The organism is Olsenella sp. KH3B4 (assembly GCA_900111695.1).
In the GTDB taxonomy this organism is placed as follows: Bacteria; Actinomycetota; Coriobacteriia; order Coriobacteriales; family Atopobiaceae; genus Tractidigestivibacter.
The window spans coordinates 1-26,039 of sequence record FOHD01000012.1 but is presented as its reverse complement, the minus strand read 5'-3'; the positions used below and the strand labels follow the sequence as shown (position 1 = coordinate 26,039).

The window sequence follows — 26,039 nt, the reverse complement described above, 5'->3', positions numbered from 1 at the left end:
ATGCAGCCCGTACTCAACGTCGAAGATGTCAAACGCGTCGAGGTCGTGCTCACCCGCGCGGGCGTGAGCATCTCCGAGCTCATGCACCGCGCCGGATGTGCCGCCGCCCAGGAGGCCCTTGCCCTGGGCGACGTTCAGAATGCCGTGGTTCTCGCCGGCATGGGCAACAACGGGGGAGACGGCTGGGTTGCCGCCGAGGCCCTGCTCGCCCGCGGCGTGAACGTCAAGGTGGTCACGCCTGTCGAGCCCGACCAGCTCTCTGGGGACCTGGCGCGCCAGGTTGCGCAGCGCGCCGTGCGTGCGGGGGTCTCGACGCTGGTGGGGCCGTCTCGCGACGAGCTCGAGGGGCTTCTCTCGGCCTCCGACGTGGCGCTCGACTGCATGTTGGGCACGGGCTTCCACGGAGACGTCCGCGCGCCGTTCGACATCTGGATCGACTGCGTGAACAGCTCGGGTGTGCGCGTGGTTGCCGTGGACGTGCCCAGCGGCCTTTCGGCGCAGACGGGGCATGCTCCCGGCGCCTGCGTGGTTGCGGACCTCACGGTTACCATGCTGTGCCTGAAGCCTGGCCTTCTCGCCGACGACGGTCGCGACGTGTGCGGCTCCATTGTGGTGGCGCCGCTTGCCGAGCAGACCGAGCAGATCGTGGTCGAGGCAGATCCGGTGGCCTGGCGGGCCGACCTCGAGGACTACCTTGACGTGATGGTGCCGCCCACCACGGCGGTCGACAAGTTCTCCCGTGGCTCGGTAATGGTTGTGGGCGGGTCCTCTCGCTATGTTGGCGCCCCCATCCTGGCCGCTCGCGCCGCCGCTCGTGCGGGCGCTGGCTATGTCACGCTTGCCGTGCCGGCATGCATCGTGCCGCAGGTGCAGGCCCATGTGCTCGAGATTCCCGTGGTGGGGCTTCCCTGCGACGAGGACGGCACCATCTCTAAGGATGCCGCGCCCCTGCTCACAAAGCTGGCCGAGAAGCGCTCGGCAGTTCTCGCCGGTCCTGGCATGCGTGTATCCGGCGGCACCGTGGCCGTTGTCTCGGCACTTCTCGCCACCTCGGTCCCGCTAGTTCTCGATGCAGACGCGCTCAACTGCATTGCTCGTCTCACCTCGGGCAAACTGCAGGATTTCCCGGAGATCCTGCGCAGGAATTCGCCGCTCGTGCTTACCCCGCATCGCCGCGAGCTTGGTCGTCTGGTGGGCAGGGAGGACAACCCGCCCGCCTCTTTGGTGGACCAGCTCGAGGACGCGCGCAAGATCGCGTGGTCTGACGGCGGCTCTGAGCTGGTTGTGGTCACCAAGGGTACCGCAACCGGCTGCGTGGGCGTTGAGCAGGCAATTCTCCCCAAGCCCGGCCCTGCGGCACTTGCCACGGCGGGCTCGGGTGACGTTCTGGGCGGCATCATAGCCTCCAAGCTCGCGCAGACCTACGGGCGCGTGGACAACCTGCCCCTGCTCTGCGCCCTCTCCTGCGAGCTCCACGGCTATGCGGCCACGCTTGCCATGGAGCGCATGGGGTCGAGGGGTGTCATGGCCTCGGACATCATCGACGAGCTGGGCATTGCAGATGACGCTCTGGGGGAGCGCGTGAGCTTCCCCGATGCCGACAACGGCGACGAGAACAACTAGGGAGCGAAGGCATGGCAGTTCAGAGCCCTGCGGACAGGTGGTCATGGGTCGAGATTGACCTCTCTGCCCTCAAGCGGAATACGCGCAAGTTCAAGGCGCTTCTCGCACCTGGCGTGAAGATGATGTGCGTCGTGAAGTCAGACGCCTACGGCCATGGCGCCGAGCGCTGCGTACGTGCCATGCACTCCGCCGGAGCGGACCAGTTTGCCGTAGCCACCGTGGAAGAGGGCGTGAGACTTCGCAAGGCGGGCATCGAGTGGCCCATCCTTCTGCTCTCCGAGCCGCCCATGGAGTGCGTGCAGACGCTCGTGGACTACGACATCATGCCCTCTGTCTACACGTCCGAGTTCGCCCTCGCGCTGGGCGAGTGCGCGGCGGCATCCGGCAAGGTGGCCCGCTACCACCTGGCCGTCGATACCGGCATGACGCGCATTGGCGTGCGCCGCGAGGACGTGCTCGAGCTCAGGCGCACCATCGACTTTCACCGTGGGCTTGAGTGCGCGGGCATGTTCACGCACTTCGCGACTGCCGACGCCATCGACGACTGGGACTTTGCGCTGCAGCTCAACCGATTCAACGAGGCCGTCCAGATCGTGCGCGAGGCGGGTCTGGAGACCGGCCTTGTCCACTGTGACAACACGCCGGGCACGGTCTTGCATCCCGAGTGCCAGTACGACATGTGCCGCGTGGGCATTGGGCTCTACGGCCTGCAGCCGGCCGAGACCACGGCCCCGCGCATTCAGCTCGAGCCGGTCATGAGCGTGCGCGGCCGCGTTACCCGAGCCATCTACCCGAGCGTGGGCGACGGCGTGGGCTACGGCCTCACGTGGCGCGTTCCCAAGCAGAACATGCAGGTTGCCACCGTGCCCATCGGCTATGCCGACGGCCTTGCCCGCACGCTCTCAAACAGCATGGACGTTATCGTGAATGGCGCGCGCTGCCGTCAGGTGGGCCGCATCTGCATGGACCAGTTTATGTTTGCGGTGGACGTGAATAACGCCCGCGCGTACCGTCCCGCCAAGCCTGTCGAGATGGGCGATGTGGTCACCGTCATTGGCCGCGACGGCGACGAGGAGATTAGCGCCGACGAGATGGCCAAGCTTCGCGACACCATCAACTACGAGGTTGTGTGCGACTTTGGCATGCGTCTCGAGAAGGTCTATGTCTAGGCGTCGGCGTGAGCGCGCCAGCCTCTTGGAGGGCGATGAAGAGATGTCGGTGATGCACATCCCCGGCCACGAGCACCAGGGACCACAGGAGGTCACGCTCGAGGAGATTCGCTCCGTCATGGGCAACTGCCAGCTCTGTCCCCTTGGACAGACCCGCACCAACCTTGTGTTTGGCGTGGGAAACCCCAACGCGCGCGTGATGTTCGTGGGCGAGGGCCCAGGTCGCAACGAGGACCTGCAGGGCGAGCCCTTCGTGGGGGCCGCAGGCCACAAGCTTGATTCGCTCCTCTCGGTGGCTGGTCTCACCCGTGACCAGATCTACATTGCCAACGTGGTGAAGTGCCGTCCGCCCGGAAACCGCAACCCCAAGCCAGAGGAGATTGCTGCCTGCTCGCCCTTCCTGCGCGAGCAGATTCGCTCCGTGTGGCCGGACGTCCTTGTCTGCCTGGGGAACTTTGCTTCTCAGTTTGTGCTGCGCACCGAGGCGGGCGTCACGTCGCTGCGGGGAAAGCTCTACCAGACCGGGCACTTTGTGGTGTGCCCCACGTTTCACCCGGCGGCCTGCATCTACCACTCGGACTGGCAGCCGCTTCTCGAGAGCGACCTTGCAATGGTGGGCCAGTGGCTGCGGGACAACCCGCCCGGGCCGGGGAAGGAGTAGTCGTGGCACGAGAGGCGTCGTTTAAGACCGCGTCACAGGAGGAGACAATCGCCCTTGGGCGCGTGCTGGGCGGTGTTCTCCACGAGGGCGACGTGCTGGTGCTCACGGGAGACCTGGGTGCAGGAAAGACCCAGCTCACCAAAGGTATCGCAGCTGGCATGGGCGTGACGGCGGACGTCACAAGCCCCACCTTCACCATCGAGATGGTCTACCACGGGCGCGAGATGGACCTCGACCACTTTGACCTCTATCGGCTTGACCGTGCCGAGCAACTCGAGGACACGGGCCTCTTTGACGTGCTTGGCGCCGATGGCGTCTGCGTGATCGAGTGGGGCGAGCAGTTTGCCGATGAGATTGGCGACGCACGTGTGGACGTGTTCGTCACGCGGCTGGATGCCGAGGCGGCTCCGGGGGAGGAGCCCCCGCGCGAGGTGCGTTTTGTTGCGCACGACGCCCGCGGCGAGGAGCTGGTCGACGCATTGGTGGCGGCCGCGGCGTAGACGGGGCTGCTTCTCCGCAGAGGCACTGTTCCGCCGTTTTTGTACACATAACGGCGTTCAGGCAGTCGATTTCGTCGAATTCCTTCTCAACAGCTCCCGGCGAGAATCGCGTGTGCTCTGGGAGTGGCGCGGCGCCCGCCGACGCCCGCCTCCATCGCCCGCGCTACACTATCCCTCGTGATAATGCCACGTTGCAGGAGCCAGATGAGAATGACGAGCGAAACCAAGACGAGCGATACCAACACCAACGGCCTTGCCCTTGCCATCGATACGTCCACCGACATGCTTGCGTGTGCGGTGGTGTCCTGGGAGCCCGGCTCGACCCCGCGCGTCCTTGCCGCGCGCGACCACATGTGCCGTCGCCAGGCCAACGTCGAGCTTGTCTCAACGGCCCTTGCGGCCCTGGAGGACTGCGGCCACACTATGGCTGAGCTCGACCGCGTTCTTGTTGGTCGCGGTCCCGGCAGCTTCACGGGCGTGCGCATTGGCATCGCTACGGCCAAGGGCCTCTCGTGCGGCCTCTCCAAGCCGCTCCACGGCGTCTCCGTTCTTGACGCGACGGCGTGGGGCGCGTGGCAGGCGGGCGTGCGCGGGCTTCTCGCCGTGGCCGACGACGCGATGCGCGGGGAGGTCTACCCCGGCATCTACCAGCTGGATGACGCTGGCGCCCACCGCACCTTTGCCACCGAGACCGTCTGCAAGGCCGACGAGTGCGTGGCTGCATGGTCGGCGCGCGGGGATGCGTCCCAGCTCGTCCTTACGGGCAACGGGCTCAAGAAGTATCGTGCGCGCTTCGAGGTTGCCGGTTTCGCAAACATCTTGGACGAGGCCCTGTGGTATCCCACGGGCGAGGGCCTGGCGCTTGCCGCTGCCGCGCAGCCCCTCGACTCCGGCGACCCGGCGCTGGTGCTCCCTATCTACACGCGCCTCTCGGACGCCGAGGAGAACGAGCGCAAGCGCCTTGGGCTCAAGGCGCCCGCAAGCGTGGCGGTCACGGGCGTGGACGACGCGCTGGCCGACAGGCATCTGCAGCTGCGACCCATGTCAGTGAATGACCTGCCCGCCGTCGCTGCGCTCGAGGCCACGGCATTCTCGGGTTCCTCCCATACGCCTTGGACCGAGAAGCTCTTCTACGAGGAGCTCTCGCAGCCGGGTCGCAGCTGGTGGGTGGCGCACGACCTGGGCCGCATCACTGGCTTTGCCGGCGGCATGATGGCTGGAGACGACTTTGAGATCTGCGACGTTGCCGTGGAGGAGGGGCACCGCCGCCAGGGAGTGGCCTCTCGCCTGGTGGCGCGGCTGTGCTACGACGCGCACGTCCTCAACGCAAAGACCGCTTCGCTCGAGGTGGACGAGAAGAACGAGCCGGCGAGGGCTACCTACGACCACCTGGGCTTCGTTGAGGTCGGTCGCCGTCCGGGCTACTACGCGCCGGGCCACGATGCCCTCATTCTGCGTGCAGAACTGCCGCTCGCGGGTGATGTGGAAGCGCTGGGCAAGCGCCCCGAGCCGCACGCCTCTATCCGTCCGTGGCCCATCCTCGCCGGCCCGCGCGATGCCGCATGCAAGGAGGCGCTGGCCGCCGCCGGCGACCTGGTCCTCTCGATTGAGTCCTCATGCGACGAGACCGCGATCGCGGTGGTGGACTCCCACGGTACCGTGTGCTCGAGCGTGGTTGCCACCTCGATTGACTTCCATGCCCGCTTTGGCGGCGTCGTGCCCGAGATTGCCAGCCGCAAGCACGTCGAGGCAATCGTGGGCGTCTACGAGGAGGCCATGGCCCAGGCGGGCGCGCACTTTGGCTGCGACACCCTCACCGCGGCGGACCTCTCTGCCGTTGGCGTAACCGCTGGTCCCGGCCTTGTGGGAGCGCTCGTGGTGGGCGTCGCGTTTGCCAAGGGCCTCTGCGCTGCCACCGGCCTGCCGCTCATCGCCGTGCACCACCTTGAGGGGCACCTTCTCGCCAACCTCTTCGAGACGCCGGACCTGAAGCCGCCCTTTGTGGCGAGCCTTGTCTCTGGAGGCAACACCATGCTGGTGTACGTGCGTGGATGGGGCGACTACCAGATTCTGGGCACCACCATCGACGACGCCGTGGGCGAGGCCTTCGACAAGGTAGCCAAGGCGCTTGGCCTGGGGTACCCCGGTGGCCCGGTCATCAGTAGGCTTGCCGCAAAGGGCAACCCGCGCGCGATCCATTTCCCGCGCGCCATGATGCACAGTGGCGACTATCAGTTCTCGCTCTCCGGCCTTAAGACGGCCGTAATCACCTACATCGAGGGTGAGAACCGCGCCGGCCGGCCCATCGACCTGCCCGACCTCGCGGCCTCCTTCGAGGCGGCCGTCATCGACGTGCAGGTGGCAAAGGCCGTGACGGCAGTCGAGCAGACGGGCGTCTCGGACTTCTGCGTCGGTGGTGGCGTCGCGGCAAATCCGCAGCTACGTGAGGCGTACCACGAGGCCTTTGGCAAGCGCGGCGTGCGCGTGACCGTTCCGCCCATGCGCGCGTGCGGCGACAATGCGGCCATGATCAGCGTTGCAGCACTGAGAAGCTATCGCGCGCGCAACTTCGCGCCGCTCACGCTCGACGCGGATCCCAACGCTCCTCTCGGCACCTGGTCCACGACCGACGCGCCCGTCCCGCCCAGCTGGTGAGACAAAGGGACAGTCCCTTTGTCTCATGCGTCCCGCAAGCGGCATCAAACATCAAATTATTCGCTTTTCTCGCAGCGTTACGCATTGTTACCTCACTGTGACTATCGGAGCACGTCGCGGCCAGAAGAGTATCGTTGCCGTGTGCGCGTAACTTTCTCGCATCGGGTCGCGTGGGCGCGTCTCGCTTGCAAGGGGGAGGGGAATGGGTCCCCTCCGGTTGCGTCGCGCGAAAGGGGAACAGCGGGGATTGTCCAGGGAGGACCACCATGAAGAAGTATCCCATCCAGCACGTGTCTGGCACATTTTCTCGTCGAGACTTTCTCAGGGCCTCGGGCATCACGGCCCTCACCGTTGGAGGGATGACCGTCCTCACGGCCTGCGGTCCTGCCGCCCAGTCGAGCGATGCCTCCGCTAGCTCCTCGTCATCCACCACCTCCACCAGCAGTGACTCCTCGTCGTCCGACTCGCTCAAGCTCGGCGACGGAAAGACCCTGCGCGTGGGCATGGAGGCCGCCTACGCCCCCTACAACTGGCAGGAGTCCTCGGCGAGCGACACCACCATCCCTATCGAGAACGTCGATGGCGCCTATGCCGACGGCTATGACGTGCAGGTGGCCAAGAAGATTGCCGACGCCCTGGGCATGGAGCCCGTCGCGGTGAAGATGGAGTTTGGCAGCCTGGTTGACTCGCTGGTCAACGGCCAGATCGACATCATCTGCGCCGGCATGTCCGTCACGGACGAGCGCGCCCAGTCCGCGGACTTCTCCGACTCCTACATCGACGACGAGGTCATCATGGTCGTCAAGCAGGGCTCGCCGTATGCCAACGCCACCAAGCTCTCGGACTTCTCCGGCGCCTCGGTCCTGGGCCAGAAGGACACCTTCTACGACGACCTCATCGACCAGATCCCCAACGTCAACCACCTCACGCCGGTCGCCACGGTGCCACTGGTGGTCGACGGCCTCATGAACGGCACCTGCGACGCCATCACCTTCTCGTCCCTCTCGCTGCCGCGCCTGCTCAAGGACTACCCAACCCTCAAGAAGGTTGACCTTGCCGACGGTGAGGGCTTCACGGACGCCTCCAACCCCGACAACGCCGCCATCGCCAAGGGCCAGGACGCGGTTCTCGCCAAGATCAACGAGGTCATCGACGGCATCTCGGCGGACGAGCGCCAGAGCATGTGGGATGACTGCATGGATCGTCAGCCCGCCTAGCGGACGCCCCACACAGCAGGGAGAAGCAAGAACATGTCAGATGCACCATCAATTTCGGCGTCGACCCGGCGCGCTCGCTTTGCCGCGTGGCTGCACAGAGACCATCGCTACGTCCTTCTCGGCACCTCTGCCGTCGCGTTTGTGGGGATGTGGCTCTCCAGCCAGCCGCGCCCGGCACTGAGCTTTCTTGCGCACGCGTTCACGGCCGAGCTCGTGATGTACTACGTGCTGGCCGCGTGGCTGGTGCTCTCGGCGGTGGCGCTTGTCTTCAAGCTCACGCACTGGAATACGTATGCCCAGGTAGCGCCCTTCGTTAAGCCCGGCGTGCGCCGGACGCTGCGCCTGGGCTCCTACGTCATCTGGGCGCTGGCCATCGTGCTCTTTGTCGACCGCGCGGTCATGGGCTTTGCGAGCGCGTGGGCGGCCGCCTCGGCGTCTGCCGGGATGCCGCAGAACGACATGCTCACGCAGATACTGTACATGTTCCAGCAGGGCTACGCCACGTACCTGCAGGGCATTCTCACGACCATAGAGCTGGCCGTCTTTGGCACGGCGATCGCCTTCGTGCTGGCAATGCTTTTGGTCTTCGTGCGCATCCAGCACATCGACCGCCCCGACAACGACTTTGTCCGCTTCTGGAAGAAGGTCGGCGTGGGCTTTGCCAAGGTCTACAGCACCGTGGTGCGCGGCACCCCTATGCTGGTCCAGGGCGTCATCATCTACTACGCGGGGTTTGGCCTGTTCAGCGGGTCGGGCATGTCCGTGTCCGAAATCAACGCCGTATGGTCGCGCTTCATTGCCGGCCTGGTGGTCATCTCGCTCAACTCCACCGCCTACATGATGGAGGTCCTGCGCGGCGGCATCGAGTCGGTCGACAAGGGCCAGATGGAGGCCGCGCGCTCGCTTGGCCTCTCGCAGTGGCAGGCCATGGTCAAGGTCGTCTTCCCGCAGGGCATCCGCTACGCCATCCCCGGCCTCTCCAACGAGCTGGTCATCAACATCAAGGACTCTTCGGTCCTCTCGGTAATTGGTGTGTTTGACCTGGCGTTTGCTGCTTCCACCATCGCTGGTATCTACTACAAGCAGCTCAACGCGTATCTCGTCATCGCGGTCTTCTACCTCATCATGACGGCAACGGCGTCGTGGCTGCTGGGCAAACTTGCCAAGCGACTTGACGCAAAGACCGAGCCCGTGCTGGGCGTGTCCAACCAGATGAAGGCAGGAGGCGAGAAGTAGCATGGCCACAGACGAGAAGAACCTCGGCACCGGCGCCGCTACGGATGCCGCCAACCCCGGTGAGGCCGTCGTTCGCGTTGAGGGGCTGCAGAAGTCCTTTGGCGCCAACGTGGTCCTGCGCGGCATCGACCTCACCGTGATGCCCGGCCAGGTGGTGACCATCATCGGTGCCTCCGGCTCGGGCAAGTCGACGCTCTTGCGCTGCATCAACCTGCTTGAGACGCCGGACGCCGGTCACGTGTGGTTCCACGGCAAGGACCTTGCCGCTGAGCACGTTGACATCAATGCCCTGCGCGAGAAGATCGGCATGGTGTTCCAGGGCTTTAACCTGTTCAACAACATGAACGTGCTGGACAACTGTACGCTGGCCCCAGTGACCCTCAAGAAGATGACCAAGGAGCAGGCCGAGAAGGTCGCGCTGGCAAACCTCGACTCCGTGGGTCTCGCGGACTTTGCCGGAGCCGACGTCAACACGCTCTCGGGCGGGCAGAAGCAGCGCGTGGCAATTGCCCGCGCGCTCTGCATGAAGCCTGACCTCATGCTCTTCGACGAGCCTACCTCGGCCCTTGACCCCGAGATTTCTGGCGAGGTCCTCGAGGTAATGCGCCGCCTTGCCTCGCAGGGCATGACCATGGTCGTGGTGACGCACGAGATGGCGTTCGCGCGCAGCGTCTCCGACGAGGTTGTCTTCATGGACAAGGGCGTGATTGCCGAGAAGGGCAGCCCCGAGAAGATGTTCACCAATCCCGAGAAGCCCCGCACGCGCGAGTTCCTCGCGCGCTACCTGTGAGACAAAGGGACAGTCCCTTTGTCTCATTGCCACCTTCCCGGAACCTTGCAGATTGCTGTCAACAATTGTTTTGCGCTCGCCGAATAGGCTCGTGGTGGCTTAATCCAAGGGATATACCCGTCAGCACCAGCAATTCACGGTGACGGGGGCAGATATGGCGAGGGCGGCTCGTGCGCGGTCGGAGTCGGGGTTTTATCACGTGATCCTTAGGGGGAACGGACGACAAATCCTGTTCGAATGCGACGCCGACCGCCTGGGGTTTCTCGAACTACTGAGAGACTCCTTTCGCGAAGGTGACATCACGCTTTTGGCATGGTGTCTTATGGACAACCACGTGCACTTGCTGGTGGAGGACACTCGCGAAGCGCTGAGCTGCACAATGCAGAAGGTCGCTACAACCTATGCGCTGCAGTACAACACGAGGTCGGGCCATATCGGCCACGTATTCCAGCAGCGGTTTCATAGCTTTCCCATAGAGGACGACTCGTATCTGCTTGAAGCGATGCGCTACATCCATAACAACTCGAGTAAGGCCGGGGTTGCCTCTGCCGCCTCGTATCGGTGGAGCAGCTACCACGAGTATCTTGGGGAGTCGCTCTGGGGCCAGAGGTTTGCTGACACTCGATTGCTATTGGAAATGCTAGGCGGCGTGGACGAGTTCGTCCGCTTCTCTCTCGACGAGACCGTAGACGACAGCTATCAGCCAAATCTACGGCCACGTATTCCTGATGACGCAGCGGCGGGGGTTCTCGCCGAAGTTCTGGCCGACTTACCGCCGAGCCGCTTGAAGTCAGTCGAGCGTGACAGGCGTGATGCGGTACTCTTAGAGCTCAAGAGAGCCGGTTTGTCCATTCGCCAAATCGAACGGCTCACCGGCATCGGGAGGAACATAGTCGCGCGGGCAGGCCGTTAGCAATGAGACAAAGGGACTGTCCCTTTGTCTCACGGGGAGGAAAGATGCAGGACGGATTCGTGAAGGTCGCGGCAAGGACGCCCGAGGTCCGCGTTGCCGACGTGGCGTACAACATGGACTCCTGTCTGCGGCAGATTGACGCCGCTATCGAGGAAGGCGCGCGCGTCATTGTGCTGCCGGAGCTCTGCGTGACGGCATATACCTGCGAAGACCTGTTCTGGCAGGACGCGCTTCTCGACGAAGCTGAGAAGGCCGTGGGCGTCATAGCCCAGAGGACTTCCCACATCGACGCCCTCGTGCTTCTCGGCGCACCGGTCCGGGCGAACGCCAAGCTCTACAACTGCGCCATTGCCCTCGCACACGGGAGCGTGCTGGGCATTGTGCCCAAACGCGCCATCCCCACCTACAACGAGTTCTACGAGTCGCGCCACTTCTCGGTTGGCCCCGAGGACTGCGTGCCCGTGGACTTTGCTGGCTTCTCGGACGTACCCTTTGGCACGCGCCAGCTCTTTGCCTGCACCGAGTTGCCGCAGCTGGTGGTGGCGGCCGAGATTTGCGAGGACCTGTGGATTCCCAACCCACCTTCGACCGAGCATGCGCTGGCGGGGGCCACGCTCATCTGCAACCTTTCGGCCTCCAACGCCATCGTGGGCAAGGCGGACTACCGCCGCAGCCTTGTCACCGGGCAGTCCGCGCGCCTCATCTGCGGATACGTGTATGCGTCCGCCGGCAACGGCGAGTCAACGCAGGATCTGGTCTTCGGCGGTCACGACATGATTGCCGAGAATGGCCGCATGCTTGCGGAGGCGGAGCCCTTTGGAACCGGAGCCGCTACCAGCGAGGTGGACGTGGCCTTTCTCTGCGAGGAGCGCCGTCGCATGTCCACCTTTGTTACCGCGCCGGCGCCCGAGGCGCTTGGCTACACGGTCACGCATTTCTCGCTCACGCCCAGCGCCACCACGCTCACGCGCTTCGTCGATCCCCACCCGTTTGTTCCCTCCGATGCGAATCGCCGTGCCGAGAGGTGCGAGGACGTCCTGAGCATCCAGGCCCGCGGCCTTGCCAAACGCCTTGCGCACACGCACTCGAGCCATGTGGTGATTGGCGTTTCTGGCGGGCTTGACTCCACGTTGGCGCTTCTGGTGTGCGCCCGCGCGTTTGACCTGCTTGACCTGGACCGTATTGGCATCATTGCCGTGACCATGCCGGGGTTTGGCACCACCGGGCGCACGCACGGCAACGCGACGGCGCTGGCCGACGCCCTCGGCTGCGATCTGCGCGAGGTCAACATCTCGGACGCCGTGCGCCAGCACTTCTCGGACATCGGCCACAACGAATCCGTCCACGATGTCACGTACGAGAACAGCCAGGCCCGCGAGCGCACGCAGGTGCTTATGGATATCGCCAACCAGGAGGGCGGCCTGGTGGTGGGCACCGGTGACCTCTCCGAGCTGGCGCTTGGCTGGGCAACGTACAACGGCGATCACATGTCGATGTATGCCGTCAACGCGAGCGTGCCCAAGACCCTCGTGCGGCACCTTGTGCGCTATGTGGCCGACACCTGCGGAAACGACGATGAGGCCGAGGTCCTCTACGACGTTCTGGACACGCCCGTCTCGCCTGAGCTATTGCCTGCCGAGAAGGACGGAACTATCGCCCAGCGCACCGAGGACCTTGTTGGCCCCTACGAGCTGCACGACTTCTTCCTGTACGAGGTCCTGCGCCGCGGTACGCCGCCGCGCAAGGCATACCGGCTGGCGCGCTACGCACTTGGCGACACGTACGACGACGCAACGATTCTCAAGTGGGAGAAGACCTTCTACCGGCGCTACTTCGCCCAGCAGTTCAAGCGCAGCTGCTTGCCGGACGGGCCAAAGGTCGGCTCGGCGGCCGTCTCGCCCAGGGGAGACCTGCGCATGCCGTCTGATGCTTGCGCCACGCTTTGGCTGTACGAGCTCGAGGAGCTCTAAGAGCGAACAAAGCAGGGGCCCGCATCGCCGCGGGCCCCTGCTTGTACCATGCTGCATTGCTGGCGTGGACGTTTCCGTTTTCGCCCCTGTGCCGCCGCGCTACTCGAACTCGATTGCTCCGGTCTTTGCGTCCATGGACTTCACGATGGCGAGCGACTGCACGTCAAAGCCCTTCTCGCGCAGGCGCTTCCCGCCGGGCTGGAAGCCCTTCTCGACGGCGATGCCAATGCCCTCGACAATTGCGCCGGCCTGCTCGCAGATCTCGATGAGGCCATCAAGCGCGCATCCGTTGGCCAGGAAGTCGTCGATGATAAGGACATGCTCGCCCTTGTTGAGGAAGCGCTTGGCCACGATGACCGTGTTGTCGTTGCCGTGGGTGTAGCTGTGCACGCGGGCCACGTACTGCTCGCCATCGAGGTTGATCGACTGCGACTTGCGCGCGAAGACCACGGGTGCGTTGTTGAAGCGCGTGGCAGCCACGCAGGCAATGCCGATGCCCGAAGCCTCGATGGTCAGAATCTTGTCGACGGGCCTGCCGGCGAAGCGCCGAGCCCACTCGTCACCCATGTCCGCGTACAGCGCGACATCGCACTGGTGATTGAGAAAGCTGTCCACCTTGAGCACGTTGCCCTCGCGGACGATGCCCTCCTGCTTGATTCTCTCCTCGAGCTCGCGCATGCAATCCCCGTTTCCTCGGCGCCTGACGTGCATCCCATTGTACGCATTGCGAGCAAGCTTAATGCTGCGAGCTGCGGCGATTTATTGCAGGCCCGAGGGGTGGGAATTGACGAGAAGCGCGCCGACGGCGCTTCCCGCAGCAGGTGCGTACGAAGTCGCGGCTGCGGCGATACCCCGGCGCCGCAAGGCGCGTTCTCGCAGCAACGAGGATCGGCGACTCCCCGCCACCGCGATTGCTCCGCCGCCCTAGCTCCTCTCAAGTTAGAAAATCTAAGTCCCTCTCGTAAGATTTTTCTCATCTCGACGGTATAACCCCAATCGGATGGGTACATAGTTGAACGTTGGATTGGACGGCACGGCCACAGAGCTCGCCGTCACAGGTTCAAGCGCCGTTCGGCGCCCTAAAAGGAGGTTCTTGGTTATGACTCTTAAGCCGCTGGGAGACCGCGTCCTTGTCAAGCCCGCACCTAAGGAGGAGAAGACCTCTTCTGGTCTGTACATCTCTTCTGGTGCTCAGGAGAAGCCGCAGCGTGGCAAGGTCATTGCTGTGGGCGAGGGCAAGCGCGATCAGGACGGCAACCGCATCCCCGTTGACGTCAAGGCCGGCGACGAGGTGTTCTACGGCAAGTTCGGTGGCAACGAGGTCAAGGTCGACGGCGAGGACTTCCTGCTCCTCCGTGCCGACGACATCTACGCCATTATCGAGGAGTAGCTCGCTCGAGCCGCTCGCTAGCTGGTAAACAACCCACCAAGGGTTCATCTGGAAGGAAAGCACAATATGGCTAAGGACATTGTTTTTGGCACCGACGCCCGCGCCAAGCTCGCCAAGGGCGTGAACACCCTGGCTGACGCCGTTACCACCACGCTCGGCCCCAAGGGTCGCTACGTTGCCCTGCAGCGCTCCTACGGCGCCCCCACCATCACGAACGATGGTGTCTCCGTTGCCAAGGAGATTGAGCTCAAGGACCCCATCGAGAACATGGGCGCCCAGCTGGTGAAGGAGGTCGCCACCAAGACCAACGACACCGTGGGTGACGGTACCACCACTGCCACGCTGCTTGCGCAGGTCATCGTTAACGAGGGTCTCCGCAACGTCGCCGCTGGTGCCAACCCCATCGCCATCCGTCGCGGCATTGACAAGGCCGTCGACGCTGTTGTGGACGAGATGAAGAACTCCGCAATGGAGATTTCGACCAAGCAGCAGATTGCCTCCGTGGGCACCATCTCTGCCGGCGATCCCGAGATTGGCGAGAAGATCTCTGACGCCATGGAGGTTGTGGGCAAGGACGGCGTGATTACCGTCGACGAGTCCCAGACCTTCGGCATCGACATCGATACCGTCGAGGGCATGCAGTTCGACAAGGGCTACATCTCCCCGTACTTCGCCACCAACAACGACAACATGACGGCGGAGCTGGATAACCCCTACATCCTGATGACCGATCAGAAGATCTCCAACATTCAGGACATCCTGCCTATTCTCGAGGCCGTCTCCAAGCAGGGCGCGCCGCTGCTCATCATCGCCGAGGATGTGGACGGCGAGGCGCTAGCCACGCTCATCCTCAACAAGCTTCGCGGCACGCTGAACATCGCCGCCGTGAAGGCCCCCGGCTACGGCGACCGTCGTAAGCGCATGCTCGAGGACATCGCAATCCTCACCGGTGGCCAGGTTGCCATGAAGGAGCTTGGCGTCCAGCTCACCGACGTCACCGCCGAGATGCTCGGCCGCGCCAAGTCCGTCAAGATCACCAAGGACAACACCACCATCGTTGGTGGCGCCGGCTCCAAGGGCGCTATCGAGGAGCGCGTCTCTCAGATCAAGAACGAGATCGAGAACACCACCTCCGACTTCGACAAGGAGAAGCTCCAGGAGCGTCTGGCCAAGCTCTCCGGCGGCGTCGCGGTCATCAAGGTTGGCGCAGCTACCGAGGTCGAGCTCAAGGAGATCAAGCACCGCATCGAGGACGCCCTGCAGGCCACCCGTGCGGCCGTCGAGGAGGGCATCGTCGCCGGCGGCGGCGTGGCGTTCCTGGCTGCGGCTCCTGCGCTTGATTCCGTCAAGACCTCCGATCCTGACGAGAAGATCGGCGTCGACATCATCCGCAAGGCGCTCGAGGCCCCTGTGAAGACAATCGCGAGCAATGCTGGCTACGAGGGCTCCGTTGTGGTCGAGAAGATCAAGAGCCTGCCCAAGGGCCAGGGCCTCGACTCCGCGACTGGCAACTACGGCGACATGATTGAGATGGGCGTCCTCGACCCCGTCAAGGTCACGCGCACCACGCTCCAGAACGCCGCTTCCGTGGCATCCCTCATCCTTATCACCGAGGCCACCGTCTCCGATGAGCCCAAGGACACCACCATCGAGGAGGCTATCTCCAAGGCAGCCGCTGCGGGCGGCCAGGGTGGCGGCATGTACTAAGGGCTAGGCAGCCCAACGCACCGCTCCTCGGTCACGTGACTCGACCGAGTGAACCTCAGGGCCCCGAGTGCCATCCGGCACCCGGGGCCCTTTCGCGCGGGATTGAGTTCCCCGGCAATGGAATCCCATTGCCGGGGAACTCAATCCCGCGGGGTACAATGATACGGTTGCGTGCGCGGGCGCACGCGCCGCGGGGGCCGCACGTGGCCACCTTGGCAAGAAGAGGGGAGAGGCGATGGCGCAGAAGCGCGACATTCTCGACGACATCATCGACATCCAGGACAACTGGCAGGCGGTTCAGAACCCGTTGGCGGGCATCGCGGACTCGCTTGCCCAAGATCCCAGCCAGCGCAAGGTCTTCGATCCGGCTGACTACAAGGAGAAGCCCTGGTGCAACTCAAGCCGCTGCCTGCGCACCGCCTCAGAGCGCGATGACGCGTGCTCCGTCTGCCTGGACGTGTGCCCCACAAACTCGATCGACATCCACAACAAATCCGTGACCATCACGGACAGCTGCCGCAAGTGCGGCCTCTGCCAGGCCGCCTGCCCAACCGAGGTCTTCAACACGCGCCGTCACATGGCCAAGCAGCTCTACGACAATATTGCCCGTGCGGCCTCGGCGTACGAGCAGTGCTACGTCACGTGTACCCGAGCCCTCAAGCGGCTTCCCAAGTCCAACGAGATCCTCCTTCCCTGCGTGGGCATGATCTCGCGCGACCTGTGGTTCTCCATTCTCGTCGACTACACCAACGTCTCCGTCTATCTGCCGCTTGGCATCTGCGACCGCTGCCGCACCACGACCGGCGAGGACTTCTACACCGAGGCTATTGGTACGGCGGAGGAGTGGGCACAGTCCGCGGTGGGCCTTGAGGTCGACAAGAACAACCTCACGCACGAGTTCACGCGAGAGTACCGCCGCAGCCAGTTTGTGAGCTCGGCCATCCATGCAACCGAGAACCTTGTGACGCGCTCCAGCCCCAGGCTCGCCGGTGCCCAGGCAGTGGCCAAGAAAATCACCGACCACGCCAATCGTCTCAACGAGCTGCAGCGCCAGCTCGAGAACGCCGTGGGGGCGAAGACCAACCAGAACCGTCAGCGCATTCTTACGCAGAACCGCAAGCTCATGATGGGTGGACTCCAGCATGACCCCGAGCTCGCGGCAGACATCGCCCTCGACGTGCCCGTTGTCGACCCTGACCTCTGCACGTCCTGCGGTGACTGCGCCAAGGCCTGCGTCACGCACGCCATTGAGCTTGACGACAGTGGCCACGTCCACACCTTGGCAGCGTACTGCGTGAACTGCTCGGCCTGCGTGCGTGTCTGTCCTGAGGGGGCACTCTCCATGCACCCGCAAGACGCAAGCGATCTGGTGGTTCCCGACAAAAACGCAGAGGAAATCGCGCGCCAGAAGGCCAAGGCCAAGGAGGAGGCCCAGCGCCTTATGGAACAGGGCAAGAAGCAGCTTAGCAAGGCCGCGGATACCCTTGAGAAGCTAGACGAGAACAACAAGAAGTAGGGGCTGCGCGCAGGAGCCGCAGACAAAGAAGGAGAGACACCGTGTCACTTTCCATAGGCATCGTGGGACTTCCCAACGTGGGCAAGTCGACCCTGTTCACCGCACTCACCCGCAAGGGTGGTCTTGCCGCGAACTATCCGTTTGCGACCATCGACCCCAACGTGGGCGTGGTGGACGTTCCCGACGAGCGCCTCAACAAGCTTGCCGAGATGGTGCATCCTGCGAAGATCGTCCCCGCGACGGTTGAGTTCGTCGACATTGCAGGCCTGGTCAAGGGTGCCAACGAGGGCGAGGGCCTGGGCAACCAGTTCCTGGCGAACATCCGCAACTGCGACGCAATCTGTGAGGTGGTCCGTTTCTTCAAGGACCCCAACGTCATGCGCGAGACCGGCCGTACCGGTGCGTTTGTCGATCCGGCGGCCGATGCTGACACCATCCAGACCGAGCTTGTCCTCGCTGACCTGGGCTCGCTCGAGCGTTCCATCCCCAAGCTGGAGAAGGAGGCCAAGCGCGACAAGGAAATGGCTCCGCGCCTCGAGGTTGCCAAGCGCCTGCAGGCGTGGCTCAACGAGGGGCACCGCGCGGCCGAGATGGACATGAGCGACGACGAGCGAGCAGCCGCCCACGACCTCTTCCTTCTCACTATGAAGCCCATCCTCTACGTGGCCAACTGCGACGAGGACCAGCTGGGCGAGAAGCCCCAGATCAACGGCCAGGACGCCATTCCCATCTGCGCGGAGGTCGAGGCGGAGCTGGCCGACCTCGATCCCGAGGAGGCGGCCGAGTACCTGGCATCCATGGGCCTCGAGCACTCTGGCCTCGAGACGCTTGCGCGAGCGGCCTATCACCTGCTGGGCCTCCAGAGCTTCTTCACCGCGGGTCCCAAGGAGGTCCGCGCTTGGACCGTGCGCATTGGCGCCAAGGCTCCCGAGGCTGCTGGCGTCATTCACTCGGACTTCGAGAAGGGCTTCATCAAGGCTGAGACCATCAGCTACGAGGACTACGTTACCCTGGGCGGCGAAGCCGGTGCGCGCGATGCCGGCAGGCTGCGCATGGAAGGCAAGGACTACGTCGTGCAGGACGGCGACGTGATGGTCTTCCGCTTTAACGTGTAGCGCTTGCACTGCTGAACTGAGGAGATGCCGAGAAGAACGGGCCCCCGACGTTGTCGTCGGGGGCCCGTTGCTTGTGTGGGCGAGAGAAGCTGTGGGCTACTTGCTCTTGTAGTCCGTCCCCAGCACGACGATTACGTCGTAGTTGTCGGAGTAGGTTCCGGGGTTCTCCGTGGGGGTTACGGATAGACCGAGCTTCTCGGCGACGCCCTTTGCCTCGCCCAGGGCAGACGAGCTCGCGGACGTGTTGTACACGATGGTCGTGGTCGTGTGCTCTGTGGAGTCGGCGTTTCCAGCGATGGCTGAGTAGCCGGTCTGGGTGAGGACATTGGCCGCGTTGGAAGCGACGCCCTGGGTTGAGGTGCCATTAAGCACAAGGACCGTGCCAGAGTAGACGGGCTCGGAGCGCGTGCTCGAGGCGTCCGTGGAGCTCGAGTCTGTCGTGCTTGTGCCCACAGAGCCGGCGACGCCGGAGGTGAAGTCCTGCGAGGAGTCCGAGTAGGGTGTCTCGCCTGCTTCGGTGCGCTCCATCATGGTCTTCCAGGCGTCCTCGTCCACCACCTCGTACCAGAGATTGTCGATGTACTGGGAGGTCGTGGGCACCGAGCCGGAGTAGATGTCGTTCTCGGTGTCGAGGTCCTTGAACTGGTTGGCCAGCGAGAGGATGTCTGTTGCGGAGAGATCGGTTGTCACGCTGTCGGCCAGTTGGGAGATGAGGCTGGGCCACGTGGTGGGGTCGCTCTCGAGGACCTTGCGGATGATGGCTGCGATGACCATGCGCTGGTTGGCAGAGCGGTAGTAGTCGCCGCCGCCGTAGGCATCGTACGCATGGCGGCTGCGGCAAAGGCCGAGGGCCTCCTCGCCGTTGAGGGTCTGCGTGCCCGCAGGAAGGTCGATGCCGGCGTAGTCCATGTCAGAGACGGCCACGGGGAGTGTGACCTCCACGCCGCCGAGTGTGTCGACGATGGAGGTGAACTGCTCAAAGTTGAGCTCGGCGTAGTGCGAGATGTTTACGCCCGCGAGCTTCGAGACAACCTGCACCATGTAGGCGGCGCCGCCAAACGAGTACGCAGCATTGATCTTCTGCTTCCCGTGCTCGTCCATATCAACCATGGTGTCGCGGGGGATTGAGATGAGCGTGACCTTCTTGTTGGGTGGGTCAACGCGCACGAGGATGATTGAGTCCGTGCGGTAGTTCGACTGGTCTGCCCCCCATTCCTCCGTGCGCTCCTCGTCCTGGTCAACACCGAGGAGCAGCATGTAGAAGGGGTCGTCCGTCTCGGTGGGGGCAACAAGCTGGTTGAGGAGGTTCGAGTCTATGCCCTTGGAAAGCTTGCTGTTGATGCTGTTGATGTACCAGGCAAAGGCTGCGCCAGCAACGGCCAAAACGGCGACAAGCGAGATCACCACGACCTTGAGAACGCGGTGGCTGCGCTTTGCCTGCTTGCGCTTGGAGACGTAGTAGCCGACCCCGTCGGCTCGGGATGCTGCGTGGTCCATCTCGTCCAGCTCGCCGCCGCGTAGGTGGCTGGCATGGGCCTCTCCCGCTGCGTAGTTGGCATGGGCATGAGGAGTGGTCCCGACCGTGCGCCCCTGTACGAGCGGTGTGCTGTGGAGCTGGCGCGCGTTGGAGCCCGCGGAGTTGTGGTCGCTACCTGCACCGTAGCGCTCTGCGGAGAGACGGTCCTGCTCCTCAGATGACATGCGACGGTGGTGCCTTCTTCTCTCGGCCAAGGGGCCCCCTAACCGTGTCCGGCCGGACATCGTGCGGTTCTTGTTCAGTGTCGGTGCTTCTCGGCGCACCGCTATAACCTATTCATCATACGTGACGTGCGTGGATGCTCCATGAAGGATGCTGGACGGCGCTGACGGACATACGGTGTCCTCAATCCTTGGGAGTCCTTGAGGGGCCCAATCGGTAGTATCCTCTACAGCGCATACGAATTTACTGCCCGGCAACAGCCGGAGATGGGAGACACGCATGTCCGAGGCAAGGCCCAAGCAGTTCGTGGCGGTCTTCGACTTTGGTGCCCAGTACGGGCAGCTCATTGCCCGTAGGGTTCGTGACCTGCATGTCTACTCGGAGATTGTCCCCTGTGACATCTCGGCGGACGAGCTTGCCAAGATGGCTCCTTCCGCCATCATCCTCTCCGGTGGCCCCGCCTCGGTCTATGCGGAGGGCGCGCCAGACATGGATGCTCGTGTCTTCGAGCTGGGCATCCCCATCTTGGGCTTTTGCTATGGCGAGCAGATCATGGCCGTCAAGCTCGGCGGCGAGGTCGCTCACACCGACAAGGGCGAGTATGGCCCGGCGACGCTCACGCGGCTTGGTTCCTCGGTTCTTCTCGACGGCACGCCAGAGGGCGGCCAGACGGTGTGGATGAGCCACCGCGACTCCGTGAGCCGTGCCCCCGAGGGCTTCATGGTTACCGGTCGCACGGACACCTGCCCCGTGGCAGTTATGGAGTGCCCCCGTCGCCGGCTCTTCGCCACGCAGTTCCACCCCGAGGTGCGTCACACCGAGTACGGCACGCGTATGCTCGAGAACTTCCTCTTTGGCGTGTGTCACCTCGAGAAGAACTGGACCATGGAGGGCATCATCGACCAGAAGGTCGAGGAGATACGCGAGCAGGTTGGCTCGCGCAAGGTAATCCTCGCCCTCTCTGGTGGCGTGGACTCCTCCGTGGTCGCGGCGTTGGTGCACCGCGCCATCGGCGACCAGCTCACCTGCGTATTCGTGAACCATGGGATGCTCCGCAAGGGCGAGCCCGAGATGGTCGAGGAGGTCTTCCGCGAGCAGTTCCACATGCCGCTCGTGCATGTGTATGCCGAGGAGCGTTACGCCAAGATGCTCGCCGGCGTTACCGATCCCGAGAAGAAGCGCCGGCTCATTGGCACCGAGTTCTGGAAGGTCTTCTTCGACGAGGCCCAGAAGATCGGGGACGTGGAGATGCTCGCGCAGGGCACCATCTACCCGGACATCATTGAATCCGGTGCACGAAAGACCGGTGGCAAGGCGGCAACCATCAAGAGCCACCACAACCTGATTCCGTTCCCTGAGGGCGTGCACTTTGACCTTATCGAGCCTCTCGACCACTTCTTCAAGGACGAGGTGCGCGAGCTGGGCATTGCGCTTGGGCTGCCCGCCAAGATGGTGTGGCGTCAGCCGTTCCCGGGCCCTGGCCTCGCCATCCGTATCATTGGTGAGGTGACGCCCGAGAAGCTCGCCATCCTGAAGGATGCCGACGCCATCGTGCGAGAGGAGCTTGACGCCTACAACCAGCGGCTCTTTGAGGAGACGGGTGATCGCAACTCCGAGCACGCCTGCTGGCAGTACTTTGCCGTGCTTCCGGACATCCGTTCCGTTGGCGTCATGGGCGACGAGCGTACGTACCGCCGTCCCATCATCGTGCGTGCGGTGGAGTCTACCGACGCCATGACCGCCGACTGGGCCAAGCTTCCCTACGACGTGATTGGCCGCATATCCAGCCGCATCGTGGACGAGGTCGACGGCGTGAACCGCGTGGTGTACGACGTCACGCCCAAACCACCTGCTACGATTGAGTGGGAATAGGGTTATTAACCACAAAGTCATCTATTAAGGGGGTACTTTTTTAGATTATCTAAAAAAGTACCCCCTTAAATAGCTAAAATGGACTCACTTGAAGGGAGTCCATCATGCAGGTGTACCGTCGCGAGAAGTACCTCAGCCGTATCCGCAGCTTCTACCACGACGAGGGAATGATTAAGGTCATCACCGGGGTGAGGCGTTGCGGAAAGTCCTGCATGATGCTCTCCATAGCCGACGAGCTTCGCGAGTTGGGCGTTCCTGATGAGAATATCGTTTTTCTCGACCTAGACCTACGCGCCAACCGCAAGATCAAGACCCCCGATGCGCTCGAGGGGCTTATCGACAGAACGGCGCCTCCCGGCGCTCAGGGGACCAAGTACCTCTTCATCGACGAGATTCAGAACGTAAGAGGCTTCGAGGAACTCATCAACGGCTACCGGACCGACGGCGGCTGGTCCATATTCATCACGGGCTCGAACTCGTACCCGCTCTCCGGCGAGCTCGCTACCAAGCTCACCGGGCGCTACCTCGAGTTCGAGGTGTTCACGCTGGACTTTGCAGAGTATCTGGGCATGAAGCGCTACCTTGGCAAGGAGGTATCCTCAAATCTTGCGCGGGAGTTCACCGAGTACATCAGGCTCGGCGGCTTCCCCAAGGCGGTCGAGTACGACGACGAGCGGGACAAGCGCGCATATGTGCAGGGCGTCGTGCAGGAGATCTTCGAGAAGGACGTCAAGCGCTCCAACAAGATAAGGAACGTCTCGGTCTTCAACGTGGTGCGCGACTATCTCATCAACAACTTCGGTGCGACCACCAGCCTCAAGAATCTGCTGGAGCACTTCAATAAGGTCGAGAAGGTACACATCAAGCGCGAGACCCTCAATCGCTATATCCAGATTCTGGTGGATGCCAAGATCATCTACCGCTGTCAGCGCTTCGATATGAAGTCGCGCAAGTCGCTTATGCGCGATGAGAAGTACTACCTTGCCGACCTCGGCTTCTACTTCGCCTTGAACACCGACGCACGCATCAACTACGGACCAGCGCTCGAGAACGTCACCTATCAGTACCTAAGGAGTCTTGGCTACATGATGAGCGTCGGGCGCATAGGCAACCTCGAATGCGACTTCGTTGCACGCAGGGCGTTCGGAGAGTACTTCTACATTCAGGTTGCGATGACCATCGCCGACCATGCGACCGAGGATCGCGAGTACAGGCCTTTCGAGAAGATCACCGATTCGTACCCGCGCTACCTGTTCACCCTTGACCCGCTGCTTCAGCAGCGCGAGGGCGTGCGGCACCTGAACCTGATGGAGTTCATCGCGAGCGGAGGAGACCTGGTAAGTAGCAATTAATCTCAAACCAAATCATTTCAGAACGTATATGAGCGTTCGAAAGTCGGCTGTGTTCACTATTGCTGCGAATTAAAGTCGGAGGAAAGTTCTCACGGTTACACGTCAAGAGATGTTGAATATCTTTAAGTAGGCAAATAGGCATTATCCAGCAAGCGGCCGCTATGACAGCGAAGTCCGCAAATCTCCAATCGCCACCGGGCGAGATGAGAGAGCGCATGCTTGCCTGGTTCAAGAGCCAGGGTCCTAAGGGGTATGGCAGTTTTACGTGCGAGAACGAGAACAGCGATGCCGAGCGAACCTACAGCTTGCTCCAGAATGTCGCATCGCTTTTGTGGATTGCCGAAGCCGTTGGCATCGACGCCGATACTGTCGAGCATGCCTACTACGAAGCCGCAAAGGTGGCAGTCATGAGTCATGCTAAACTCCTCTGCCGAATGCAGTTCGGCAGAGGAGTTTCTTAAGCCTCGGGAAGCCTTTCAAGGCTGTCGAGCCAGGACTCCTGCTATTTGCTGCCAGGATAGTTGCGCTTGCCCGTTATGACGTCGAGCGTGTATCGTTGCCGCCGATGGGGACGTGGAGCATGAGCAGAAGCGCCACGAGTCCCAAAGGCTTGCTGGAGTCCGCTCACTTTGCACGGGGGCGACATCGAAGGGTCGTCGCACAGGTTTCGGCCAAATACGTAACAGCTGGCATTGTGTGGACAGCGTCAGAGATGCGTCATTAGGGCGTTCTTCGTCTGGTTGCAAATCCGCTTTGCATCCAGGTCAGAGCCACGCTACAATGCTCGTCGACAATTCATCAGCGGGGCCTTTGGCAAGCGCCGCTTCGAGTTAGGTCAGGTTAGATGAAGAACTAGCGATGCCCATTTCGGGCGCCCCATACGACCATTCTGCTAATCGGGTCGCGCTTCAGGGTGCCGCATCGCTTCAGTATCTTCTCGTTTCAAGTTCATGCATCGCGTGCCTGACCCTTTGCGCGACCTCCCCTCGAAGGAGCTCGCCATGCAACTGAATCTCAATCACATCAGCTATACCTACCCTGGTACGGTATCGGCCGCCATCGATGACGTCAGCGTCACGTTCCCGTCGGGATGGACGGGCATCATCGGCGATAACGGATGCGGGAAGAGCACGCTTGCCCGTATCGCCGCGCACTCCATCGCGCCAGATTCCGGAACGGTGAGCCCGAAGCTGTTCTCGGCGTACTGCCAGCAGGACTCGACCCAGGAACCGGACAATCTCTTCGACCTCGCATCGGACTGGGGCAAGGAAGCGCAACGAGCAAGGGCTTTGCTTCGCGTCGAAGGCGACTGGTTCTGGCGCTATGGCACTCTATCTGGCGGTCAGCAGAAGCGACTCCAGATCGCATGCGCGCTCTATGCGCGACCGGAAGTCCTCATCATGGACGAGCCGACAAACGACCTCGACGTCGTGACACGCAACATCGTGAGGGAAGCCCTCGCTTCCTTCGGCGGCATCGGAATTCTCATCTCGCATGACAGGGCTCTGCTGGATAGCCTTGTGAGCCAGAGCCTGATGTGCGAGGGGGCGCGTTGGACCATGCGACCTGGAGGGTACTCGAAGGCGAGTGGCCAAGCGGCCATCGAGCGCTCTGCTGCAATCAGGGACCGCGAGAAGGCCGTCCGCGAAGCGAAGCGCTTGAAGGCGGAAGCGCAGCGCAGAAGCGAGGAGGCGGCGCGTCAGAAGGGCAAGCGCAGCAAGCGCAACCTGGACAAGCACGACAGTGACGCACGGGAGAGGATTGGACGCGCCATAGTCTCAGGAAAGGACGGCGTGGCTGGCAAGCTCTCGTCCAATATGAGTGAACGGCTGGCAAAGGCCGAGGGAGAGCTCTCAAAGAGAGTTGTCTCGAAGCGATACGACCATACTATCGGCGCGTTCGGCATTGCCGCGCGTTCGAGCTGCGTGGTGCATCTAGAGGCGACGCGACTGTCCGCTGGTGATTTCTCGATAGACGTGCCAGAGCTCTGGATCTTGCCAACGGATCACGTGGTGCTGACTGGCGCGAACGGAACGGGAAAGAGCCTGGTGGTACGAAGCGTCATTGAGTCTGTTCCCGATACCGTCAAAGTGGCGTACGTTCCCCAGGACGTCGGACCGGAAGAACGCGGGCGGGCCCTGAGACGACTACGGGGTCAGGACCAAGAGACGAAGGGCCGCGTCCTCTCCATCGTGGCGCGGCTGAATTCCGACCCCGATAAACTGCTCGATGGAGACGATTTGAGTCCTGGCGAGCTCCGCAAACTCATGCTTGCGCAGCAGCTTGTTACGAATCCCAACCTCCTCGTGCTCGATGAACCGACGAATCATCTCGATATAGGCTCCATCGAAGGGGACCCCGGACGTTCCTCTGGACCGCCGCTACGCCGCGTAACCCAGCGCCGCACGGTGCTCCCTTATCGTCCTCCATCCTAGCGCCTTCTTCGGCTTCCCGCCCCTGTACCACTCGATGTAGGAGCCCAGCCTCTCGCTGAACTCCGCGAACGTCACGCCCCGCCAGTCGGTCCCGTGGAAGAAGTCGCTCTTGAGAGTGCCGAAGAACCCCTCGCACCTCGCGTTGTCCGGGCTCCTGGCCTTGCGCGACATCGAGCGCGTCACGTGGCCGGCGGCGCACGCCGCCGCCCACTCGTCCGT

The 26,039-nt window shown here is 62.9% G+C and carries 21 protein-coding genes; 18 read left to right on the top strand and 3 right to left on the bottom strand.

Features of this window, described 5'->3' with window-relative positions; all coding sequences use genetic code 11:
* The 10 genes from BMX94_RS09755 (at position 1) to BMX94_RS09710 (ending at position 12,734) form a co-directional block, all read left to right on the top strand.
* On the top strand, positions 1–1,623 hold the full coding sequence (locus tag BMX94_RS09755; protein WP_091006012.1) for an NAD(P)H-hydrate dehydratase: 1,623 nt from the start codon (positions 1–3) through the stop codon (positions 1,621–1,623).
* A gap of 11 nt (positions 1,624–1,634) precedes the next feature.
* On the top strand, positions 1,635–2,792 hold the full coding sequence (gene alr, locus BMX94_RS09750) for an alanine racemase (protein ID WP_091006002.1): 1,158 nt from the start codon (positions 1,635–1,637) through the stop codon (positions 2,790–2,792).
* 43 nt (positions 2,793–2,835) lie between these two features.
* Entirely contained in the window at positions 2,836–3,453 is a 618-nt protein-coding gene (locus tag BMX94_RS09745) for a uracil-DNA glycosylase (protein ID WP_091006097.1), read from the top strand.
* 2 nt (positions 3,454–3,455) lie between these two features.
* Positions 3,456–3,953, top strand: a complete 498-nt coding sequence (gene tsaE / locus BMX94_RS09740; RefSeq protein ID WP_091006000.1) for a tRNA (adenosine(37)-N6)-threonylcarbamoyltransferase complex ATPase subunit type 1 TsaE — start codon at positions 3,456–3,458, stop codon at positions 3,951–3,953.
* Positions 3,954–4,163: 210 nt separating this feature from the next.
* Entirely contained in the window at positions 4,164–6,608 is a 2,445-nt protein-coding gene (gene tsaD / locus BMX94_RS09735; RefSeq protein ID WP_177171412.1) for a tRNA (adenosine(37)-N6)-threonylcarbamoyltransferase complex transferase subunit TsaD, read from the top strand.
* Positions 6,609–6,874: 266 nt separating this feature from the next.
* Positions 6,875–7,825 carry a transporter substrate-binding domain-containing protein gene (locus BMX94_RS09730; protein ID WP_286160086.1) on the top strand — a complete coding sequence of 317 codons (951 nt, stop codon included), beginning with the start codon at positions 6,875–6,877 and terminating at the stop codon, positions 7,823–7,825.
* A 33-nt stretch (positions 7,826–7,858) separates the two neighbouring features.
* Positions 7,859–9,061, top strand: coding sequence for an amino acid ABC transporter permease (locus BMX94_RS09725; protein WP_091005996.1), 1,203 nt, complete (start codon positions 7,859–7,861; stop codon positions 9,059–9,061).
* Between the two features lies 1 nt (position 9,062).
* Complete coding sequence (locus BMX94_RS09720; protein ID WP_091005995.1) at positions 9,063–9,851, top strand: amino acid ABC transporter ATP-binding protein; 789 nt, start codon at positions 9,063–9,065, stop codon at positions 9,849–9,851.
* A 154-nt stretch (positions 9,852–10,005) separates the two neighbouring features.
* Positions 10,006–10,764, top strand: a complete 759-nt coding sequence (locus tag BMX94_RS09715) for a transposase (protein WP_091005993.1) — start codon at positions 10,006–10,008, stop codon at positions 10,762–10,764.
* A 44-nt stretch (positions 10,765–10,808) separates the two neighbouring features.
* Entirely contained in the window at positions 10,809–12,734 is a 1,926-nt protein-coding gene (locus tag BMX94_RS09710; RefSeq protein WP_091005991.1) for an NAD(+) synthase, read from the top strand.
* Positions 12,735–12,833: 99 nt separating this feature from the next.
* Here the strand turns inward: BMX94_RS09710 and BMX94_RS09705 are convergent, their stop codons facing one another.
* A complete protein-coding gene (locus BMX94_RS09705; protein ID WP_091005989.1) occupies positions 12,834–13,412 on the bottom strand; it encodes a xanthine phosphoribosyltransferase in 579 nt (192 codons plus the stop codon).
* A gap of 421 nt (positions 13,413–13,833) precedes the next feature.
* Between BMX94_RS09705 and groES the strand changes: the two genes are divergently transcribed.
* The 4 genes from groES to ychF all read left to right on the top strand — a co-directional run bounded on the left by groES (position 13,834) and on the right by ychF (position 18,462).
* Positions 13,834–14,124: a co-chaperone GroES gene (gene groES / locus BMX94_RS09700; protein WP_091005987.1), complete on the top strand. Its 291-nt coding sequence runs from the start codon at positions 13,834–13,836 to the stop codon at positions 14,122–14,124.
* 66 nt (positions 14,125–14,190) lie between these two features.
* Positions 14,191–15,831 carry a chaperonin GroEL gene (gene groL, locus BMX94_RS09695; protein WP_091005985.1) on the top strand — a complete coding sequence of 547 codons (1,641 nt, stop codon included), beginning with the start codon at positions 14,191–14,193 and terminating at the stop codon, positions 15,829–15,831.
* Positions 15,832–16,066: 235 nt separating this feature from the next.
* On the top strand, positions 16,067–17,347 hold the full coding sequence (locus BMX94_RS09690; RefSeq protein WP_091005984.1) for a 4Fe-4S binding protein: 1,281 nt from the start codon (positions 16,067–16,069) through the stop codon (positions 17,345–17,347).
* A gap of 41 nt (positions 17,348–17,388) precedes the next feature.
* Positions 17,389–18,462 (top strand): redox-regulated ATPase YchF, encoded by a 1,074-nt coding sequence (gene ychF / locus BMX94_RS09685; RefSeq protein ID WP_091005982.1) that lies wholly within the window; start codon positions 17,389–17,391, stop codon positions 18,460–18,462.
* A 96-nt stretch (positions 18,463–18,558) separates the two neighbouring features.
* On the opposite strand, the gene BMX94_RS09680 is transcribed toward ychF, so the two are convergent.
* Positions 18,559–20,163 carry an LCP family protein gene (locus tag BMX94_RS09680; protein WP_286160085.1) on the bottom strand — a complete coding sequence of 535 codons (1,605 nt, stop codon included), beginning with the start codon at positions 20,161–20,163 and terminating at the stop codon, positions 18,559–18,561.
* A gap of 277 nt (positions 20,164–20,440) precedes the next feature.
* On the opposite strand from BMX94_RS09680, the gene guaA reads away from it, so the two are divergent.
* The 4 genes from guaA (at position 20,441) to BMX94_RS09660 (ending at position 25,820) form a co-directional block, all read left to right on the top strand.
* Positions 20,441–22,033 carry a glutamine-hydrolyzing GMP synthase gene (gene guaA, locus BMX94_RS09675; protein WP_091005980.1) on the top strand — a complete coding sequence of 531 codons (1,593 nt, stop codon included), beginning with the start codon at positions 20,441–20,443 and terminating at the stop codon, positions 22,031–22,033.
* 104 nt (positions 22,034–22,137) lie between these two features.
* Positions 22,138–23,385 carry an ATP-binding protein gene (locus tag BMX94_RS09670; RefSeq protein WP_091005978.1) on the top strand — a complete coding sequence of 416 codons (1,248 nt, stop codon included), beginning with the start codon at positions 22,138–22,140 and terminating at the stop codon, positions 23,383–23,385.
* Positions 23,386–23,546: 161 nt separating this feature from the next.
* Positions 23,547–23,846, top strand: coding sequence for a hypothetical protein (locus tag BMX94_RS09665; protein WP_218138484.1), 300 nt, complete (start codon positions 23,547–23,549; stop codon positions 23,844–23,846).
* 540 nt (positions 23,847–24,386) lie between these two features.
* On the top strand, positions 24,387–25,820 hold the full coding sequence (locus BMX94_RS09660) for an ATP-binding cassette domain-containing protein (protein ID WP_177171411.1): 1,434 nt from the start codon (positions 24,387–24,389) through the stop codon (positions 25,818–25,820).
* Here the strand turns inward: BMX94_RS09660 and BMX94_RS10915 are convergent.
* Positions 25,767–26,039: IS3 family transposase (locus BMX94_RS10915; protein WP_143052313.1), on the bottom strand; the 273-nt coding region annotated here is incomplete at its 5' end. The two genes, BMX94_RS09660 and BMX94_RS10915, sit on opposite strands and share 54 nt — an antisense overlap.